This is a genomic window from Paraburkholderia rhizosphaerae (assembly GCF_004366595.1).
GTDB lineage: Bacteria > Pseudomonadota > Gammaproteobacteria > Burkholderiales > Burkholderiaceae > Paraburkholderia > Paraburkholderia rhizosphaerae.
Window position 1 is genome coordinate 17,339 of record NZ_SORE01000027.1, and the last position, 18,354, is coordinate 35,692.

General features: G+C 64.5%; 13 protein-coding genes and 1 riboswitch. Of the genes, 11 read left to right on the forward strand and 2 right to left on the reverse strand.

Translation table 11 applies throughout. From position 1 onward, the window contains the following. The first annotated feature begins 26 nt into the window (after positions 1-26). The 3 genes from BX592_RS27425 (at position 27) to thpR (ending at position 7,246) form a co-directional block, all read left to right on the forward strand. Positions 27-4,730: a glutamate synthase-related protein gene (locus BX592_RS27425; RefSeq protein ID WP_134196432.1), complete on the forward strand. Its 4,704-nt coding sequence runs from the start codon at positions 27-29 to the stop codon at positions 4,728-4,730. A gap of 126 nt (positions 4,731-4,856) precedes the next feature. After that, positions 4,857-6,323 carry a glutamate synthase subunit beta gene (locus BX592_RS27430; RefSeq protein WP_134196433.1) on the forward strand — a complete coding sequence of 489 codons (1,467 nt, stop codon included), beginning with the start codon at positions 4,857-4,859 and terminating at the stop codon, positions 6,321-6,323. A gap of 320 nt (positions 6,324-6,643) precedes the next feature. Then, positions 6,644-7,246 carry an RNA 2',3'-cyclic phosphodiesterase gene (gene thpR, locus BX592_RS27435; protein WP_243849756.1) on the forward strand — a complete coding sequence of 201 codons (603 nt, stop codon included), beginning with the start codon at positions 6,644-6,646 and terminating at the stop codon, positions 7,244-7,246. Positions 7,247-7,398: 152 nt separating this feature from the next. Here the strand turns inward: thpR and BX592_RS27440 are convergent, their stop codons facing one another. After that, entirely contained in the window at positions 7,399-8,664 is a 1,266-nt protein-coding gene (locus tag BX592_RS27440) for a D-amino acid dehydrogenase (RefSeq protein ID WP_134196434.1), read from the reverse strand. Between the two features lie 363 nt (positions 8,665-9,027). Continuing rightward, positions 9,028-10,761 (reverse strand): ABC transporter ATP-binding protein/permease, encoded by a 1,734-nt coding sequence (locus tag BX592_RS27445; protein ID WP_134196435.1) that lies wholly within the window; start codon positions 10,759-10,761, stop codon positions 9,028-9,030. Positions 10,762-11,141: 380 nt separating this feature from the next. Further along, positions 11,142-11,251: riboswitch (TPP riboswitch) on the forward strand. A gap of 255 nt (positions 11,252-11,506) precedes the next feature. Here BX592_RS27445 and BX592_RS27450 point away from each other — a divergent pair. From BX592_RS27450 to BX592_RS27485, 8 genes are all read left to right on the forward strand, one after another. Continuing rightward, positions 11,507-12,658 (forward strand): FAD-dependent oxidoreductase, encoded by a 1,152-nt coding sequence (locus tag BX592_RS27450; protein ID WP_134196506.1) that lies wholly within the window; start codon positions 11,507-11,509, stop codon positions 12,656-12,658. An 85-nt stretch (positions 12,659-12,743) separates the two neighbouring features. After that, positions 12,744-12,941, forward strand: coding sequence for a sulfur carrier protein ThiS (gene thiS, locus BX592_RS27455; protein WP_134196436.1), 198 nt, complete (start codon positions 12,744-12,746; stop codon positions 12,939-12,941). An 85-nt stretch (positions 12,942-13,026) separates the two neighbouring features. Then, the gene (locus BX592_RS27460) at positions 13,027-13,851 is read left to right on the forward strand and encodes a thiazole synthase (protein ID WP_134196437.1); all 825 of its coding nucleotides are present in this window, start codon (positions 13,027-13,029) and stop codon (positions 13,849-13,851) included. Continuing rightward, positions 13,848-14,960, forward strand: coding sequence for a thiamine phosphate synthase (gene thiE / locus BX592_RS27465; protein ID WP_134196438.1), 1,113 nt, complete (start codon positions 13,848-13,850; stop codon positions 14,958-14,960). Before BX592_RS27460 ends, thiE begins: the two co-directional genes overlap by 4 nt. Positions 14,961-15,038: 78 nt before the next feature. Continuing rightward, positions 15,039-15,878: an ABC transporter ATP-binding protein gene (locus BX592_RS27470; RefSeq protein ID WP_134196439.1), complete on the forward strand. Its 840-nt coding sequence runs from the start codon at positions 15,039-15,041 to the stop codon at positions 15,876-15,878. Next, on the forward strand, positions 15,875-16,642 hold the full coding sequence (gene mlaE, locus BX592_RS27475) for a lipid asymmetry maintenance ABC transporter permease subunit MlaE (protein ID WP_134196440.1): 768 nt from the start codon (positions 15,875-15,877) through the stop codon (positions 16,640-16,642). Before BX592_RS27470 ends, mlaE begins: the two co-directional genes overlap by 4 nt. An 81-nt stretch (positions 16,643-16,723) precedes the next feature. Continuing rightward, on the forward strand, positions 16,724-17,260 hold the full coding sequence (mlaD, locus tag BX592_RS27480) for an outer membrane lipid asymmetry maintenance protein MlaD (protein ID WP_208327985.1): 537 nt from the start codon (positions 16,724-16,726) through the stop codon (positions 17,258-17,260). An 11-nt stretch (positions 17,261-17,271) separates the two neighbouring features. Continuing rightward, positions 17,272-18,264 (forward strand): MlaA family lipoprotein, encoded by a 993-nt coding sequence (locus BX592_RS27485; protein ID WP_134196442.1) that lies wholly within the window; start codon positions 17,272-17,274, stop codon positions 18,262-18,264. The last annotated feature ends 90 nt before the right edge of the window (positions 18,265-18,354 follow it).

The following is an 18,354-nucleotide window of genomic DNA, read 5'->3' on the forward strand; positions in this document are numbered from 1 at the left end:
CGGCCTCTGACAGACGGTGTCCCCCCATGAACGACCAACAGCAACCGATCCATACGGTTCCAGCGGCGCAAGGTCTGTACGACCCGCAAAACGAACACGACGCGTGCGGCGTCGGTTTCGTCGCGCATATCAAGGGCAAGAAAAGCCACGAGATCATCGAGCAGGGCTTGAAGATTCTCGAGAATCTCGACCACCGTGGCGCGGTCGGCGCCGATCCGCTGATGGGCGACGGCGCCGGCATCCTGATTCAGATTCCCGACGGCTTCTATCGCGAGGAAATGGCCAGGCAAGGCGTGACGCTGCCGCCTGCCGGCGAATACGGCGTCGGCATGATCTTCCTGCCGAAGGAACATGCATCGCGTCTCGCGTGCGAGCAGGAGCTCGAGCGCACGGTGAAGGCTGAAGGCCAGGTCGTGCTCGGCTGGCGCGACGTGCCGGTCGATCATTCGATGCCGATCTCGCCGACCGTGAAGGCGAGCGAGCCGCTGATCCGCCAGATCTTTATCGGTCGCGGCAAGGACATCATGGTGACCGACGCGCTCGAGCGGAAGCTGTACGTGATCCGCAAGACCGCGAGCCACCGCATCCAGGCGCTGAAGCTCAAGCACGGCAAGGAATACTTCGTGCCGTCGTGCTCGGCGCGCACGATCGTCTACAAGGGTTTGCTGCTTGCGGGCCAGGTGGGCGTTTACTATCGCGACCTGCAGGATGAACGTGTCGTGTCGGCCCTGGCGCTCGTGCACCAGCGCTTCTCGACGAACACGTTCCCCGCGTGGGAGCTCGCTCACCCGTACCGGCTGATCGCGCACAACGGCGAAATCAACACGGTGAAGGGCAACGTCAACTGGCTGAACGCGCGCACCGGCGCGATCGCATCGCACGTGCTCGGCGACGACCTGCCGAAGCTGTGGCCGCTGATCTATCCGGGCCAGTCCGACACCGCATCGTTCGACAACTGTCTCGAACTGCTGCTGATGGCCGGCTACCCGCTCGTGCACGCAATGATGATGATGATTCCGGAAGCGTGGGAACAGCACACGCTGATGGACGACAACCGTCGCGCATTCTACGAATACCACGCCGCGATGATGGAGCCGTGGGACGGCCCCGCGGCGATCGCGTTCACCGACGGCCGTCAGATCGGTGCGACGCTCGACCGTAACGGCTTGCGTCCGGCGCGCTACCTCGTCACCGACGATGATCTCGTGATCATGGCGTCGGAGGCCGGCGTGTTGCCGATTCCCGAGTCGAAGATCGTCAAGAAGTGGCGTCTGCAGCCGGGCAAGATGTTCCTGATCGACATGGACCAGGGCCGCATCATCGACGACAAGGAACTAAAGGACAACCTCGCGAACGCGAAGCCGTACAAGAGCTGGATCGACGCGGTGCGCATCAAGCTGGACGAGATCGAACCGAAGGCCGAGGACGTGCTCACGGAACGCCGTGAAGCAGCGGCGCTGCTCGACCGTCAACAGGCGTTCGGCTACACGCAGGAAGACCTGAAGTTCCTGATGGCGCCGATGGCGCAGGCCGGCGAAGAAGCGGTCGGTTCGATGGGCAACGACTCGCCGCTCGCGGTGATGTCGAACAAGAACAAGACGCTGTACCACTACTTCAAGCAGCTGTTCGCGCAGGTGACGAACCCGCCGATCGACCCGATCCGCGAAAACATGGTGATGTCGCTGGTGTCGTTCGTCGGGCCGAAGCCGAACCTGCTCGATACGAACAACATCAACCCGCCGATGCGTCTCGAAGTGTCGCAGCCGGTGCTCGACTTCAAGGACATCGCGAAGATCCGCGCGATCGATCAGTACACCGGTGGCAAGTTCAGCTCGTACGAACTGAACATCTGCTATCCGGTCGCGTGGGGCAAGGAAGGCATCGAAGCGCGCCTCGCTTCGCTGTGCGCGGAAGCTGTCGATGCGGTGAAGTCCGGCTACAACATGCTGATCGTGTCGGACCGCAAGACCGACCGCGACAATGTCGCGATTCCGGCGCTGCTCGCCACGTCGGCAATTCATACGCACCTGGTCACGCAAGGCCTGCGCACCAGCACGGGTCTGGTCGTCGAAACCGGCTCCGCGCGTGAAACGCACCATTTCGCGCTGCTCGCGGGCTACGGCGCGGAAGCCGTGCACCCGTACCTCGCGATGGAAACGCTCGCACAACTGGCAAGCGGTCTGAAGGGCGACCTGTCGGCGGACAAGGCGATCTACAACTTCACGAAGGCAGTCGGCAAGGGCCTGCAGAAGGTCATGTCGAAGATGGGCATTTCGACGTACATGTCGTACACCGGCGCGCAGATTTTCGAAGCGGTTGGCCTCGCCGAAGAGCTCGTGCTGAAGTACTTCAAGGGCACCGCGTCGAAGGTCGGCGGCATTGGTCTTTTCGAAGTCGCGGAAGAAGCGATCCGTCTGCATCGCGAAGCGTTCGGCGACAACCCGGTGCTCGCGGGGATGCTCGATGCCGGTGGCGAATACGCATACCGCGTGCGCGGCGAAGAGCATATGTGGACGCCGGATGCGATCGCGAAACTGCAGCACTCGGCGCGCAGCAACTCGTACCAGACGTACAAGGAATACGCGCATCTGATCAACGATCAGACGAAGCGTCATATGACGTTCCGCGGTCTGTTCGAATTCAAGTTCGATCCGATGAAGGCGATTCCGCTCGACGAAGTCGAGTCGGCGAAGGACATCGTCAAGCGTTTCGCAACGGGTGCGATGTCGCTCGGCTCGATCTCGACCGAAGCGCACGCAACGCTCGCGGTCGCGATGAACCGGATCGGCGGCAAGTCGAACACCGGCGAAGGCGGCGAGGACGAAAAGCGCTATCGCAACGAACTGCGCGGCATTCCGATCAAAAACGGCGACACGATGAAGTCGGTGATCGGCGATGAAGTGATCGTCGACATTCCGCTGAAGGACGGCGATTCGCTGCGCTCGAAGATCAAGCAGGTTGCATCGGGCCGCTTCGGCGTAACTGCGGAGTACCTCGCGTCGGCCGATCAGATCCAGATCAAGATGGCGCAAGGCGCGAAGCCGGGCGAAGGCGGTCAGCTGCCGGGTCACAAAGTGTCCGGGTACATCGGCAAGCTGCGCTACTCGGTGCCGGGCGTCGGTCTGATCTCGCCGCCGCCGCACCACGACATCTACTCGATCGAAGACCTCGCGCAGCTGATTCACGATCTGAAGAACGTGAATCCGTCGTCCAGCATTTCGGTAAAGCTCGTCTCGGAAGTGGGCGTCGGCACGGTGGCCGCGGGCGTCGCGAAGGCCAAGGCCGATCACGTCGTGATCGCCGGCCATGACGGCGGCACCGGCGCGTCGCCGCTGTCGTCGATCAAGCACGCAGGCACGCCGTGGGAGCTCGGCCTCGCGGAAACGCAGCAGACGCTGGTGCTGAACCGCCTGCGCGGCCGCATCCGCGTGCAAGCCGACGGCCAGATGAAGACCGGCCGCGACGTCGTGATCGGCGCGCTGCTTGGCGCGGACGAGTTCGGTTTCGCGACCGCGCCGCTGGTCGTCGAAGGCTGCATCATGATGCGCAAGTGCCACCTGAACACGTGCCCGGTCGGCGTTGCGACGCAAGACCCGGTGCTGCGTGCGAAGTTCAAGGGCCAGCCGGAACACGTGGTGAACTTCTTCTTCTTCGTCGCTGAAGAAGTGCGCGAGATCATGGCGCAACTGGGTCTGCGCAAGTTCGATGAACTGATCGGCCGCGCGGATCTGCTCGACATGAAGAAGGGCGTCGAGCACTGGAAGGCGAAGGGTCTCGACTTCTCGCGCGTGTTCTATCAGCCGGAAGTGCCGGCGGACGTCGCGCGTCTGCACGTCGAATCGCAGGACCACGGCCTGGATCGCGCGCTCGATCACACGCTGATCGAAAAGGCGAAGGCGGCCATCGAGAAGGGCGAGCACGTGTCGTTTATCCAGCCAGTGCGCAACGTGAACCGTACGGTCGGCGCGATGCTGTCCGGCACGATCGCGAAGAAGTACGGCCACGACGGTCTGCCCGACGACACCGTGCATATCCAGCTGAAGGGCACCGCAGGTCAGAGCTTCGGCGCATTCCTCGCGAAGGGCGTCACGCTCGATCTCGTCGGCGACGGCAACGATTACGTCGGCAAGGGCCTGTCGGGCGGCCGGATCATCATCCGTCCGACCAACGACTTCCGCGGCAAGTCCGAGGAAAACATCATCTGCGGTAATACGGTGATGTACGGCGCGATCGAAGGCGAATCGTTCTTCCGCGGCGTCGCGGGCGAGCGCTTCTGCGTGCGCAACTCGGGCGCGACGGCGGTCGTCGAGGGTACCGGCGACCACGGCTGCGAGTACATGACGGGCGGCACGGTTGTCGTGCTCGGCGAGACGGGCCGCAACTTCGCGGCGGGCATGTCCGGCGGCCTCGCGTATGTGTACGACCCGGAGGGCACGTTCGCCGGCAAGTGCAACAAATCGATGGTCACACTCGACCCGGTGCTGCAGCAGGCCGAGCAGGAACGCACGGTCGACAAGGCGCTGTGGCACGCAGGTCAAACCGACGAAGCATTGCTCAAAGGCCTGATCGAGCGTCACTTCCAGTTCACCGGCTCGCCGCGTGCGAAGGCGCTGCTGGAAAACTGGGACGCGGCGCGCCGCCAGTTCGTCAAGGTCTTCCCGACCGAGTACAAGCGTGCGCTCGGCGAACTGGGCGCGAAGAAGGCCAGCAGCGAAGTGCTCGCGGCCTGATTCGCCGGCGGTTTTGACCGCCGCGACGTCAGCCTGTAGCAAAGACATTAATCTGCGCACCCGCCGCTCGCCACGAAGTGCGGTAGCGGGTGCCACCCCACCGATCTGGATAGACACGAGAACCACATGGGCAAGGCAACCGGTTTTCTCGAGTTCGAACGCCGCCATGAGGCGTACGAAGCTCCGCTCACGCGTGTGAAGCATTACAAGGAATTCGTGTCGGCACTCACCGACGAAGACGCGAAGATTCAAGGCGCACGCTGCATGGACTGCGGCATTCCGTTCTGCAACAACGGCTGCCCGGTCAACAACATCATCCCGGACTTCAATGATCTGGTGTTCCGCCAGGACTGGAAGAACGCGATCGAAGTGCTGCACTCGACCAACAATTTCCCCGAGTTCACGGGCCGCATCTGCCCGGCGCCGTGCGAGGCAGCTTGCACGCTCGGCATTAACGACGACCCGGTCGGCATCAAATCGATCGAACACGCGATCATCGACAAGGCGTGGGCCGAAGGCTGGGTTGCGCCGCAGCCGCCGAAGCACAAGACCGGCAAGAAGGTCGCGGTGGTCGGTTCGGGTCCGGCGGGGCTCGCGGTTGCGCAGCAGCTCGCGCGCGCCGGCCATGAAGTGACGGTGTTCGAAAAGAATGACCGTATCGGCGGCTTGCTGCGCTATGGCATCCCCGACTTCAAGCTCGAGAAGTGGTTGATCGACCGCCGGATGCGCCAGATGGAAGCCGAAGGCGTGACGTTCCGCACGAACGTGTTCGTCGGAAAAGACGCGATTCCCGCGCATATCGGCAATACTGCGAAAGACACGATTACGCCTGCCGAACTCAAGGAACAGTTCGACGCGGTGGTGATCGCGGGCGGCTCGGAAACGCCGCGCGATTTGCCGGTGCCGGGGCGCGAACTCGCGGGCATTCACTACGCGATGGAGTTTCTGCCACAGCAGAACAAGGTCAATGCGGGCGACAAGGTCGCGGACCAGATTCTCGCGAAGGGCAAGCACGTGATCGTGATCGGCGGCGGGGACACAGGTTCGGACTGCGTCGGCACGTCGAACCGCCACGGCGCGAAGCACGTCACGCAATTCGAACTGCTGCCGCAACCGCCCGAAGAGGAAAACAAGCCGCTCGTGTGGCCTTACTGGCCGGTCAAGCTGCGGACGTCGTCGTCGCACGAGGAAGGCTGCGAGCGCGATTGGGCGGTCGCGACCAAGCGCTTCGAAGGCAAGAACGGCAAGGTCGAGAAGCTCGTCGCCGCGCGCGTCGAATGGAAGGACGGCAAGATGCAGGAAGTGCCGGGCTCGGAATTCGAAATGAAGGCCGACCTCGTGCTACTCGCAATGGGCTTTACGCAACCGCTGTCGCCGGTGCTCGAAGCGTTCGGCGTCGACAAGGATGCGCGCGGCAACGTGCGTGCGTCGACGGAAGGCGACAATGCGTATTACACGTCGGTCGACAAGGTGTTCACCGCGGGCGATATGCGTCGCGGCCAGTCGCTGGTCGTGTGGGCGATTCGCGAGGGTCGGCAGTGCGCGCGCTCGGTCGACGCGTATCTGATGGGCTCGTCGGAGTTGCCGCGCTAACGCGCATAGGCGTTCACTGAGGCAGGCGGACCAGCGAGGTCCTGGCTGCCGGGACGTCAGGCTTTTTTTGCAGGAAGAGGTGGAGACGACAGGTGTGGCATCGGGCTTGCGGCCTGATGGTCACGTCCGGAAGGCCGGGCGCCCGCGAGGGTGACCCGGCCTTTCGTTTTCTTGCGTCGGACGCCCGGCGTTGCGTTGACACGCGGCGTCTGCGCGTAGCCGGCTGGATTCAACGGCAAAGGACGCGTGATCGCCGATTCGCGCCCGTACGGCGATAATGCGACGATGACTTTGCCGCGCGACTGGCGTCGACCGAAGCGATGCAGCAGCACGACTCCTCCACCGAAACCGGCGGCGACGCCGGGACCGAAGCCGGGCATGATGCGATGCAAGGCTGGCAGCGCTGTTTCATCGCGCTCGTGCCCGACACCGCAACGCGCGATGCGCTCGCCGCGGTGCCGGTTCCCGCTGCGGCGCGCCGCGTGCCTCACGAACAATTGCATCTGACGGTCAGGTTTATCGGCGCATTGACGCATGAACTCGGGACCGCGCTGATCGGCGCGCTGGCTTTGCAGCCGATTCGATTGACGCCGACGCCAGTGACGCGCATCGAACACTGGCCGCGCGCCTCGCATCCACGGCTGACGGTGGCGATGCTCGCGATGTCCGACGAATTCATCGCGCTCGACCGGCACGTGCGTTCGCTGACGATCAATCTGGGTTTGACAGTCGATGCGCGCGCTTTTCGGCCGCATGTGACGCTTGGGCGCTATCGCCGCGATGCGCCTGCGGCGGGACGCGCACCGGATGCGCCGGACAATCTGTTCGCGCGGTTCGATTCGTTGACGCTGTATTCGAGCACGCTTGCGCGCACTGGCGCACGTTATCGCGCACTGACGAGCGTGCCGGTTGTCGCGCGTTGATGGCTGGTGTGTGTGCCGCGATTCGTGAATCGATGAATCACTGCTGGCTGTGCGTGTGCGCGCGACGGCATGCACCGGGCGCGCCACGAACACACCACACGCCCACCACACGCACGCGTGCCACACGCACGCCACGCGCGCAGACGCTTCACTCACCCGCGATAGCGCGCAATCGTCAGTCCATCGAGGTCGATCTCGGGGCGCCTTTGCGTCACCAGATCGGCGACCACGCGTCCCGACCCGAGCGCCATCGCCCAACCCGTCGAGCCGTGCCCGATGTTTAGCCACAGGTGGTCGATGCCGGACGGGCCGAGTAGCGGCGCACCGTCCGGCATCATCGGCCGGCGCCCGACCCAGAATTGCGCGGACGACGGCGCGCTCGCGTGAGGAAACCAGTCGTCGAGCACTTTCAGAAGCGTGCGCAGCGACTGTTCGCGCAGCGTCGCTTGCCGATCGCCGAGTTCCGCCGTGCCGGCGACCCGCAGATTGGGCCCGAGACGCGTGATCGCCGTTTTCAGCGCCTCATCCATCAGTGCGGCGCGCGGCGCTTTCTGGTCGTCGATGACCTGCAGTGTGGCCGAATAGCCTTTCACCGGATAAAGCGGTACCCGTACGCCGCTCGGCTCCAGCAACGCAGCGCTATCGACGCCCGCCGCGACGACGACCGCGTTGGCCGCGAGCGTCTCGCTGCCTTGTACGCTCTCGACATGCACGCCGCGCGCCGCACCGCCGCGCACATCCAGTGCGCTCACTCGCGTATCGAAGCGGAACTGCACGCCGCGCCGCTCGCAGACCACGCGCAGTTCGCGCGTGAACGCGGCGCAGTCGCCGCATTCGTCGTCGGGCAAATACAGGCCCGCGGTTGGCGCGTGGCGCGCCCAGCGCAGCCCGGGCTCGATCGCCACGCATTGCGCGCCGCTCAATTCGCGGTGCGGGACGCCGGCATCGCGCAGAACGGCGAGCGCGGGCTGCGCGTGCTCGACGTCGTATCCGGTACGAAAGAGCTGCAGATAGCCATGGCTGCGCCGGTACTCGAACGGGTGCGCCGCGCGGAATTCGTGCAGGCACGCGCGGCTGTAGTGCGCGACGCGCTGCATCCGTTGCTTGTTCGCCCGGAACCGCTCGAGTTCGCATTCGCGCAGCCACCGGCCGATCCAGCGCCATTGCGCGACGTCGAGCGTCGGGCGGAAGATCAGCGGCGAAGCGGGTCTAAACAGGTACTTGAGAATTTTTGCAGGCATGCCGGGCGCGGCCCACGGCGTCACATAGCCCGGCGCGATCACGCCCGCGTTGGCGAAACTCGTTTCGAGTGCGACATCCGTTTCGCGTTCGACGACGGTGACGTCGCATCCGCGTTCACGCAAATAGAAAGCGGTGGCTACGCCGATCACACCGGCGCCGAGAACGATCGTCTTCATGCACGCGAAAGTACCATCAGATGACAGCGGTCGCATCAGCGGGCGACTTGTCCTTTGTTTCCGGCACGCACAGCCTGAAGGATGAACGACGCGCGGTGGTCGATCCGGTCGCACCGGGTCGCGCGGACGATGCAGCAGGAGAATGAGCGGACCGCCGGAACCGGGCGCGCTGCAAAAATGCAGTGGCAGGAAAGTTGTGTGTGCGACGAGATCGCTGGTGAGCATCGACGCGCATCGTGCGTAGCGATTAGTCACCTGCGTTAGACGAGCAAAAGGCGGCCTTGCCGACCGCGCGCTCGATGCCGTCCACCCTGGCATCGCGGTGCCCGTCGCGCGCTCGCGACAGACACCGCGCCGCGCCGCTTACGCGGCTTCGCGTTCGATCGCGCGCTCGACGTACAGCGTCTGATCGTGGAAAGCTTCGAGCGTCTTGCGATGCGCGACGCTGACGATCGCGGAATCGGTAAGCCGCTCATTGAGCGCGGTGTAGATTGCCGCTTCGTTCTCCGGATCGAGCGCGCTCGTCGCTTCGTCGAGGAACAGGAAGTCGGGCTTTTGCAACAGCGCACGTGCGGCTGCGACACGTTGTTGTTCGCCGGGCGACAACGTCCGTTCCCAATGCGCCGATTCGGCGAGACGATCGGCAAGCTCTGGCAGCCGGCAGACCGTGAGCACTTCACGGCACGCGTCGTCGCTAAACGCGTCTTCCAGCGACGGGTAGCAGAGCGCCGCCTTCAGCGTACCGATAGGCAAATAGCTGCTCTGTGGAATGAACAGCAGCTTCGCGCCAACCGGAGCTTCGATCGCGCCTTCGCCGAACGGCCACAGTCCCGCGAGCGCGCGCAGCAGCGTGCTCTTGCCGGCACCCGATGGTCCGCGCACCATCCAGCGCGACTTGCGGGCAATCCTGAACGAGCCGATCGTCGCGATCGGCTGGCCGTCCGGGCGCTTGAGCACGAGGTCCTGCACGTCGAGTACCGGTGTGTCCGTCATGCGGACGTTGATGCCGCCGTGCGCGGTCCCTCCGACCACCGACTCATGCAGATGCTGGTCGCGCATTACGCGGTGAAATTCCCGCAGACGATTGACGGTTGCGCGCCACTCGGCGAGCGAATCGTAATTGTTGATGAACCACGAGAACGAATCGCTGACGGTGCCGAATGCGCTGGTCAACTGCTGATAGACGCCGAACGAAATAGCTTTCGAAAAATACTTCGGGGCGGCCGCAATATACGGAAACACGATCGCGAGCTGCGAGTAGCTGATCACGACGATCGATAGGCGCCGCGTGAAACGCATCACCAGCCGCCAGTTGTCGCGGATATGGCCGAACACGCCTTGCAGCGATTTCTCTTCCGCCTCTTCGCCTTTATACAGCGCGATCTGATCGGCGTTCTCACGAATGCGGATCAACGAGAAACGGAAGTCCGCTTCGACGCGCTGCTGCTGGTAGTTGATCGACACCAGCGGGTGGTTGACCTTGTGCGTGATCCACGAGCCGATTGCCGCGTAAATCAGCGCGACCCACACCATGTAACCGGGAATCGAGATCTGATGGCCGAACACCGGGAACGCGAGCGCGCCGGACAGATTCCACAGAATCACGATGAACGAGAACAGGGTGACGGTAGTCGACAGCAGGCCAAGCGACAGGTTCAGCGTGTTGCTCGCGAGACCTTGCAGGTCGGCGGAAACCCGCTGGTCGGGGTTGTCGGCGAGGCGGTCGCGCTCGATCCGGTAGAACGCGTCGTCGCCGAGCCATGCATTCAGGTACTTGGTCGTGAGCCACTGCCGCCAGCGAAATTCGAGCATCTGGCGAAAGTACGTGCGGTACGAGCCGAGCAGGATCAACGCGAGCGCGATGACCGTGAACTGCAGCAGTGAATGCTTGAAAACAGGGTAGTTGTACTGCTGGATCGCGTCGAAGAAGATGCCTTGCCAGCGGTTGAACCACACGTTGGCGGCCACCATCGTCATGTTCATCGCGACGACGATCGCGAGCAGGCCCCACGCGCGCCATTTGTCCTCAGACACCCAGTAGGGCTTGATGAGACCCCACGCGGTGATGTCCGCGGAGCTGTTCGGGTTTTCGGTCATATGCGTCCTCTGAAGCGCGTGCTTTGATGCGGCGTTCTGTAATGCCATTCGACGCGACGCGCGGGGCGACACGACGACGCGTTCGCCGGGGTTCGTCCGAGGCGCGATTGTCGCGGCGAACGCTTAACCGGAACTTAATTCGTGCGACAGCGGGCATCCGCCGTGCCGGTGGTTCGCCATCGACGATTGGGGATCGGCGATGGCCGGATTGGCCACGGCGTCAGACCGCTACGCATACCGACTGCGTGTCGCGCATTATGTCAGAGCCGCTTGTGTGGCTCATATTGAATTTGTCCTGCCGCGTGTGTGCTTGAGCTTGCATCGCGTACGCCCGTGAAACCCTCGGGTTTTCGCGAAGGGTCTTTTATGTTCTAATGACCAGGACGAAACAGGGGTGCTTTGGCGCGGACATACATCGCGGCGAGGCTGAGAGAGACCCTTCGCACCCGATCCGGGTAATACCGGCGCGGGAAGTTTCGAAGTCTTTCGTTTCCTGCCGGGCGGCTTTCATCCGAAGGCCAGGGTCCGGCCGGTTCCACCTGCCGCCGCGTCTGCTGCCGCCTCCGCGAGTTTCGTCCTTGTGTACGTGCGTTTTGTTGCCGTACGGAAAGGATCCGATGACCGCTCATATTTCAGTTTTTTGTCTGGCCTGTCCCCAGTTCGTTCGACGCGCTCGTGGCGGCGCGGTGAGGTTTGCTGCATCGCGCAACGGGCGGTTGCTATGAGCGCGCCTGCGAGTTCCGCGGTGCGGACCGGCTCGCAGCCCGATTTCGCCGTGATCGGCGGCGGGCTGTGCGGACGGCTTGTCGCGTGGCGGTTGGCCGGCGCAGGGTGCAGCGTCGCCCTGTACGAGCGCGGCGACGCGGCCGGCACACAGTCGGCCGCGTGGGTCGCCGCCGCGATGCTCGCGCCGCTTGCCGAAGCGGCCAGCGCGGAATTGCTGATCACCCGGCTCGGCGCGGCTTCGCTCGATATCTGGCCGCGCATCATTGCCGAACTGCCCGAGCCGGTGTTCTTCCAGCGCAACGGCACGCTCGTCGTCTGGCATCACAGCGACCGCAGCGAGGCGCCGCTGTTCGAGCGGCGGCTGCGCGCGAATGCGCCGGCGGAACTGCTCGACGGTGGCCTGCTTGCGTTGTCCGGTGTGCAGATCAATGCCGCTGAGCCCGCGCTCGGCGGGCGCTTCGCGCAAGGTTGGCTGCTGCCGCATGAAGGGCAGCTCGACAACCGGCAGGTGCTGGCGGCATTGGCCGCGGGTCTCTCCGAGCGCGGCGTACAGACGCACTGGAACACGCCGGTCGATGACCGCGCGCTGCCAGCGGCGCGCGTCACGATCGATTGCCGCGGCCTTGGCGCGAAGCCGGCGTTGCCGACGCTGCGCGGCATCCGCGGCGAGGTCGCGCGCGTGCACGCGCCGGGCATCGGGCTTGCGCGTCCGGTGCGGCTGCTGCATCCGCGCTATCCGCTTTACGTCGCGCCGAAGCAGAACGACCTGTATGTGATCGGCGCGACTGAAGTGGAAGGTGAAGATATGTCGCCAGTCAGCGTGCGCTCTGCGCTCGAACTATTGAGTGCCGCGTTTTCGGTGCATCCCGGTTTCGGCGAAGCGCGCATCCTGGAGTTGAATTCGCAGTGCCGGCCGACGTTGCCTGACCATCGTCCGGCGCTCGTCTGGGACGGTGGAAAGACGCTGCGCGTGAATGGCCTGTACCGGCACGGCTACATGATCGCGCCGGAAGTCGCCGACGAAGCGGTGCGCTTTGCGCTCGCGCTCGCTGACGGCAAGCTCGCCGACGCCGATGCATTTGCCGACTGGCGGGACCACGCGCGCTGGAACGAGCTGTTCCATCCCGATCAACGGAGCCCGCGTGATGCCGACACGCGCGAGCCCGCTTGAGCTTGCGTGAGCCGGCCAGCAGCACGACGACACCGACAACCTCGATTCGAACATCGCTTCGCGAACAACGTAGATGCAAACCATCATGGATATTCAAGTCAACCAGAAGCCGCTGACCTTGCCCGAGGGCGCGACGGTTGCCGACGCGCTCGCCGCGTTTGGCGCCCGGCCGCCGTTCGCGGTTGCGCTGAATGGCGATTTCGTCGCGCGTGCGCAGCATGCGGCGCGCCCGCTAAGCACGGGCGACCGGCTCGATGTCGTGCAGCCGGTCGCGGGCGGCTAGCGTGCCACAGAGTGACTACGCCGTGCCGCATCCCAACACAGACAGCACAAAGACCCAGGCAACTGCCACAGGCAAGGACTGACCGATGACTTCCACTCAATCCGCGCCCGCCGACGCGCTCACGCTATACGGCGAGACTTTCGCGAGCCGCGTGCTGCTTGGCACGTCGCGCTATCCGTCGCTGCAATCGCTGTCCGATTCGATCGCGGCCGCGCAGCCTGGCATGGTCACGGTCGCACTGCGCCGGCAGATGAACGAAGGCAGCGCGCAAGCGGGCTTTTTCGATCTGCTGAAGCGTCACGCGGTGCCGCTGCTGCCGAACACGGCCGGCTGCCAGACGATCGCTGAAGTGATCACCACCGCGCAGATGGCGCGCGAGGTGTTCGAAACCGACTGGATCAAGCTCGAGCTGATCGGTGACGACTACACGCTGCAACCCGATCCGGTCGGCCTGATCGAAGCCGCTGCAAAGCTCGTGAAGGACGGCTTCAAGGTGCTGCCGTATTGCACTGAAGACCTGGTGATCGGACGGCGTCTGCTCGACGCCGGTTGCGAAGCGCTGATGCCGTGGGGTGCGCCGATTGGCACCGGCAAGGGCGTGGTCAATCCGTACGGGTTGCGCGTGTTGCGCGAACGGCTGCCCGACGTGCCGCTGATCGTCGACGCCGGGCTCGGCGTGCCGTCCCACGCAAGTCAGGTGATGGAGTGGGGCTTCGACGGCGTGCTGCTGAACACGGCGGTGTCGCAGGCGACTCATCCGGAGACGATGGCGCGCGCGTTCGCGCTCGGCGTCGAAGCCGGCCGTACCGCGTTTCTCGCTGGGCCGATGGCCGAACGCGAAGCCGCGCACGCGAGCACGCCGGTGGTCGGCATGCCGTTCTGGCATCAGGATGGGAGCGCCGCGGCATGACTCAGACGCTGAAGCTCGCGGGCCGCGACCTGTTCTGGCCGCCCGCCGACGAACTCACCGAAGCCACTGAACGGATTCGCGCACGCCTTGGCGACTGGCCGCCGACGCTTGCTCCGTGGCGTCTCTGCCTGACTCCGCCGGAGCAACCGAACGGCGGCGATCTGATCGTGGTCGCGGACGAACAGCATCATGGCGAGAACATTGCGCGCTGGATTGTGCAGGGCGCCGGCGTGATCGAAGCGGGCACGGGCGGCGCGACGTTGCATCTGGGCGGCGAGCGCTACCGGCTCGAAGGTCAGCTGGCGGAAGACTGGATCGCGGCGCTGGCCGCGTTTCTCGATTGTGGCTTTGCTCCGCACGATGCACTGGTGCTGGCACTCGCGTGGCGCGACGGCGACGAAAAGCGTGCGGCCGATGCGTGGCCGTCCGATTTCGCGCGTTTTCCGCGCGTCGTCGGCTTGCCGGCTGCGCCTGCGCAACCGTTCGCGCCGTGTCCGCACGACCTGGGTCTGTATCCGGTGCTGCCGACCGCAGAATGGGTCGAACGGGTCGCCGCTTTCGGCGTGAAGACAATCCAGCTGCGCCGCAAGACGGCTGGGCCCGGCGAACTGCTGCGCGAGATCGAGCGGTCGGTTGCGGCGGGGCGCGCGCACGACGCCCGCGTGTTCATCAACGATCACTGGCGGGATGCCATCGACGCGGGTGCGTACGGTGTCCACCTCGGCCAGGAAGACGTGCACACCGCCGATCTGCACGCGGTCGCGGCGGCCGGCCTGCGGCTCGGTCTGTCGACGCACGGCTACTACGAAATGCTGACCGCGCTGCATTTCCGGCCCAGCTACATCGCGCTTGGCGCGGTCTTCGCGACTACCACGAAGGTGATGCCGACCGCGCCGCAAGGCCTCGCACGACTCGAGCGCTATGTGCGGCTGCTCGACGGCGTGGTGCCTTTGGTCGCGATCGGCGGTATCAGCGCCGACGTGCTGCCTGACGTGCTTGCAACGGGCGCGCGCTGCGCGGCGCTGGTGCGTGCGGTGACGGAAGCCGCCGATCCCGCGGCGGCCGTCGCGTCCCTTCAAAAAGCTTTCGATAAGAATTTGTCAGATTAAGTAAGGGGACGGAACGCATCGCGGCAGCAAACTCACGATGGCCCTATAATTCGCCTTCCGTGTAAAGGACTGTCAGAGTTGCCTTCTTCTTCCGAGACCCTCCTAGAGCTACGCGACGTCGACTTCGGCTACAACAACGATCGGCTCGTTCTATCGAACCTGAACCTGCGCTTTGGGCGCGGCCAGGTCGTGGCGGTCATGGGCGGCTCCGGATGTGGCAAAACCACGGTGCTGCGGCTGATCGGCGGCCTCGAGCGCGCGCGGCGCGGCCAGGTGCTGTTTCATGGCGAGGACATCGGCGCGCAGACGCGCGATGGCCTGTACGCGCTGCGTCGCCGGATGGGCATGCTGTTCCAGTTCGGCGCGCTCTTCACCGACATGTCGGTGTTCGAGAATGTCGCATTTGCGCTACGCGAGCACACCGATCTCCCCGAAGAACTGATCCGCGACCTGGTGCTGATGAAGCTCAACGCAGTCGGGTTGCGCGGCGCGCGCGATCTCGCGCCGTCGCAGATTTCCGGCGGCATGGCGCGGCGCGTGGCGCTCGCGCGCGCGATTGCGCTCGATCCCGAATTGATGATGTACGACGAGCCGTTCGCCGGCCTCGACCCGATTTCGCTCGGCATCACCGCGAACCTGATCCGCGCGCTGAACAGTGCGCTCAACGCCACGTCGATACTCGTCACGCACGACGTGCCCGAATCGTTCGCAATCGCCGACTACGTGTACTTTCTCGCGAACGGCGGCGTGCACGCGCAGGGCACGCCGGATGAACTGCGCGCATCGTCCGACCCGACCGTGCGGCAATTTATCGACGGCGCGCCGGACGGTCCTTTCAAGTTTCACTACTCGGGCGGCGCGTCGCTCGCGGCGGATTTCGGCCTCAGTGCGGACGTCAACGCGGGAGGCCGGTCATGATTTCGTCAATCGGACGATCCGTTCTCGACGGCCTCGGCACCGCCGGCTACGCCGCGCGCCTGTTCGTGCGACTGGTGCTCGAATTTTTTCCGCTGCTGCGCCGTCCACGGCTTGTCACAAAGCAGATTCATTTTGTCGGTAATTACTCGCTCGTGATCATCGCGGTGTCGGGGCTGTTTGTCGGTTTCGTGCTGGGCCTGCAGGGCTACTACACGCTGAACCGCTATGGCTCCGAACAGGCGCTCGGCCTGCTCGTCGCGCTGTCGCTCGTGCGCGAACTCGGGCCGGTCGTCACGGCGCTGCTGTTCGCCGGGCGCGCGGGCACGTCGCTCACCGCCGAAATCGGCCTGATGAAGGCCGGCGAGCAGCTGACCGCGATGGAGATGATGGCGGTCGACCCGGTGAAGGTGGTCGTCGCGCCGCGTATGTGGGCCGGCATTGTCGCGATGCCGATCCTGGCCGCGATCTTCAGCGCGGTGGGCATCGTCGGCGGATATGTGGTGGGTGTGCTGCTGATCGGCGTCGATTCCGGCGCGTTCTGGTCGCAGATGCAAGGTGGCGTCGATGTCTGGCGCGACGTCGGCAACGGCGTGATCAAGAGCATTGTGTTCGGTTTTGCGGTGACGTTCATCGCGCTTTTCCAGGGCTACGAAGCGAAGGCGACACCCGAAGGCGTGTCGCGTGCGACGACGAAGACAGTCGTCTATGCATCGCTTGCAGTACTCGGCCTCGATTTCCTGCTGACCGCACTGATGTTCAGCTAAGTCCCGCGAGGGTGCGCCGCAAGGCGGCGCGGGGCGCGCGCGCCCTGCGCTGCGCGTTGGCGCGTGATGATTTACTTTGGGATGACGATGAAAAAAACTGCTCTCGACTTCTGGGTCGGCCTGTTCGTGGTGCTGGGCTTTATTGCGCTGCTGTTCCTTGCGCTGAAGGCCGGCAATATGAGCTCGCTGTCGTTTCAGGCGACCTACCCGGTCAAGCTGAAGTTCGACAATATCGGCGGCCTCAAGCCGCGCGCGCCGGTGAAAAGCGCCGGCGTGACGGTTGGCCGTGTCGGGTCGATCGGCTTCGACAGCAACACGTACCAGGCGGTCGTGACGATCGATATCGACAAGCAGTACCAGTTTCCGAAGGACAGCTCCGCGAAGATCCTCACGTCGGGGCTACTGGGTGAGCAATACATCGGGCTCGAGCCGGGCGGCGATACGGAAATGCTGAAGGCCGGCGACACGATTGCGATGACGCAGTCGGCGATCGTGCTCGAGAACCTGATTGGACAGTTCCTGTATAGCAAGGCCGCCGATGCCGGCGCAGCGAAGCCGGGGTCGCCCCCCGCTCCGGCTGCGGCGCCGGCTCAACCCGCTTCGGGCGCGGCACAATAAGGAGAAAAGGATTGCAGATCAAACCCCAGCGCGCCGCGGCGATCGCGCTTGCGGCAGCGGTTTTGGCCGGTTGTGCGACCGTTACGACGCCGACCAAGGAAGATCCGTGGGAAGGCTTCAACCGGACCGTGTTCACGTTCAACGACAAGGTTGACCAGTACGCGGTCAAGCCGGTCGCGCAGGGCTACGTGAAGATCACGCCGCAGCCGGTGCGCGACAGCGTGACGAACTTCTTCTCGAACATCGGCGATGTTTACATCGCGGCGAACAACCTGCTGCAACTAAAGATTGCCGACGGCGTCGGCGACATCATGCGGATCGTGATCAACACGGTGTTCGGCGTCGGCGGCCTGTTCGACGTCGCGACCATTGCGAAGCTGCCGAAGCATGACAATGACCTCGGTCTGACGCTTGGGCACTATGGCGTGCCGGCGGGGCCGTATCTGGTGCTGCCGCTGTTCGGGCCGAGCACGGTGCGCGACGCGGCCGGCTACGTCGGCAACTACTTCGCGAATCCGATTTCGTATATCGATTCGGACGCGATCAGCTGGAGCTTGTGGGGCGTGCAGCTGGTCAACACGCGTGCGAATCTGCTGAGCGCGACCAACTTGCTGGAAGGCGCTGCGCTCGACAAGTACTCGTTCGTGCGCAACGCGTATCTGCAACGCCGGCAATTCCTGCTGACGGGCGGCAACAGCGGTTCGCTGCCGAACTATGGCGATGGCGCGCCGCTGCCGAACTACGATCAGGAGGGTGCGGGCGCGGCAGGGGCGCCTGCGGCCGGCGCAGCTGGCGCGCCCGCGGCGCCGGCCATGCCCGCGTCGTCGGCGGCTCCGGGTGCGTCGCAGGACACCTCGGGCACACCGGCTGCTGAAGGTGCTATTCCGGCTTCCGGCACGCAGGCTCAGCCGCCGGTCGACTCGAACGGCATGCCGTCGCCGACCACGGTGCCGGGCGGCCAGGTTGTCCCGCCGGGACGTTATCCGTCGCTGAGGTTACGCTAACCCGATCCGGTACCGCGAGCGCCCGTAACAGCGGGATACAACTCTCGCAAGTTTCCGATGGTTTAGGATAGAACTTGCGTGATATTGTCA

What these genes read in the sequence shown, in the direction of transcription:
- mlaD (WP_208327985.1), top strand. Translation starts at nt 16,724, where the DNA reads ATGACGATGAAAAAAACTGCTCTCGACTTCTGGGTCGGCCTGTTCGTG.
- BX592_RS27445 (WP_134196435.1), bottom strand. Translation starts at nt 10,761, where the DNA reads ATGACCGAAAACCCGAACAGCTCCGCGGACATCACCGCGTGGGGTCTC.
- thpR (WP_243849756.1), top strand. Translation starts at nt 6,644, where the DNA reads ATGCAGCAGCACGACTCCTCCACCGAAACCGGCGGCGACGCCGGGACC.
- BX592_RS27440 (WP_134196434.1), bottom strand. Translation starts at nt 8,664, where the DNA reads ATGAAGACGATCGTTCTCGGCGCCGGTGTGATCGGCGTAGCCACCGCT.
- BX592_RS27425 (WP_134196432.1), top strand. Translation starts at nt 27, where the DNA reads ATGAACGACCAACAGCAACCGATCCATACGGTTCCAGCGGCGCAAGGT.
- BX592_RS27430 (WP_134196433.1), top strand. Translation starts at nt 4,857, where the DNA reads ATGGGCAAGGCAACCGGTTTTCTCGAGTTCGAACGCCGCCATGAGGCG.
- thiS (WP_134196436.1), top strand. Translation starts at nt 12,744, where the DNA reads ATGGATATTCAAGTCAACCAGAAGCCGCTGACCTTGCCCGAGGGCGCG.
- mlaE (WP_134196440.1), top strand. Translation starts at nt 15,875, where the DNA reads ATGATTTCGTCAATCGGACGATCCGTTCTCGACGGCCTCGGCACCGCC.
- thiE (WP_134196438.1), top strand. Translation starts at nt 13,848, where the DNA reads ATGACTCAGACGCTGAAGCTCGCGGGCCGCGACCTGTTCTGGCCGCCC.
- BX592_RS27460 (WP_134196437.1), top strand. Translation starts at nt 13,027, where the DNA reads ATGACTTCCACTCAATCCGCGCCCGCCGACGCGCTCACGCTATACGGC.